General features: G+C 62.9%; 1 protein-coding gene. It reads right to left on the bottom strand.

Features of this window, described 5'->3' with window-relative positions; translation table 11 throughout:
- Nucleotides 1-21 precede the first annotated feature (21 nt).
- Entirely contained in the window at nt 22-969 is a 948-nt protein-coding gene (locus BM413_RS32380; RefSeq protein ID WP_091918924.1) for a transposase, read from the bottom strand.
- Nucleotides 970-1,163: the final 194 nt, after the last annotated feature.

Raw genomic sequence — 1,163 nt, 5'->3', positions numbered from 1 at the left:
GGGGGAGCAACCATGTTTGCGTCATCGCGTATGGACTGGTGTCCAAGGTGTTCCCCTTGCGATGACGGCATTGGCCAGAATGGCGAGTTTTCGGGTTACTGCGACGATTGCCAGGAGGTGATGTTTGCCGGCGGCGCGCATGCGCTGATAGTGGGCCCGGAGATCTGGATTATGTTGGGATGCGGTGAACGCGCTCATGAACAGCCTCTTGCGCAGCCGTGTGCGTCCGGCGCGAATATGTCGACGGCCGCGCCTGCCACCGCTGTCGTCGTCGTAGGGCGCCACGCCGATGAGAGCGGCGATCTGGCCCCGGCCGATGCTGCCGAGTTCGGGCAGGCGGATAGCGAGCGACAGTGCGGTGCGCAGGCCGATGCCCTTGATGGAGACGAGCAAGTCGAGGCGATGCGCCAGCGTGGCGTCCTGGGCCGCTTGCCTGGCGATCAGCGCGATCCGGGCCTTGCGACGCGTCTCAAGGCGGGCGATGTCGTGTTCGTGCAGGCGCTTGAGCCGAGCGAGGATTGTCGTCTCCGCCATCGTCTTCAAGACGGCGATCCGCGCCTCCAATTGCTCAAGATAGGTCATCTCGGCATTGAGCTCGTCGAAGCGCGCATCCGGCAGCGGCGGCAGTTCCTCGATACTCGCCGTGAAGGCGGCGATCAGCGCCGCGTCGAGGCGGTCGTTCTTGGCCCATTGCAGCCGGCTCTTGGCGAAATGCCTGATCTGGCCGGGCTGGAAGCGCGCCGCCGCAACCGGCCCACGGCGCAAATGCGCCAAAAGCCGCCATTCATAACCACCAGACGCCTCGAAGCCGACACGGGCGACACGATGCTTCTTCAGGAAGGCATCGAGCTGTTTGAGCCCGGCCGCGTCATAGGCCACGCTCAGGAACGCAGTGCCGGGATAGAGCGCAATGTCCAGCTTCGTCTTGGACACATCGCATCCGGCGCAGATCATGCTAATCTCTACCATCTTCCTCGTCCCTGTCTTGGATTCGAACCGAAGCGTTCACGCAACCATGCGGGCCTGATGAAGAACCGGTCGCGATCTTGCTCCCCGCAGTCCAAAAGACTTCGAGATGGACGATCCGACAACCGGATGCCAGGTGGGCTGCTACCCACCCGGCAATCCAGTCTATACCGCAACTCAAACATCCAAGAGGTGGC

The organism is Mesorhizobium sp. YR577 (genome assembly GCF_900116595.1).
GTDB lineage: Bacteria > Pseudomonadota > Alphaproteobacteria > Rhizobiales > Rhizobiaceae > Mesorhizobium_M.
Note: the sequence above shows the minus strand (reverse complement) of the source record. Positions and strands in the feature narration are given on the sequence as shown.

What these genes read in the sequence shown, in the direction of transcription:
- BM413_RS32380 (WP_091918924.1), bottom strand. Translation starts at nt 969, where the DNA reads ATGGTAGAGATTAGCATGATCTGCGCCGGATGCGATGTGTCCAAGACG.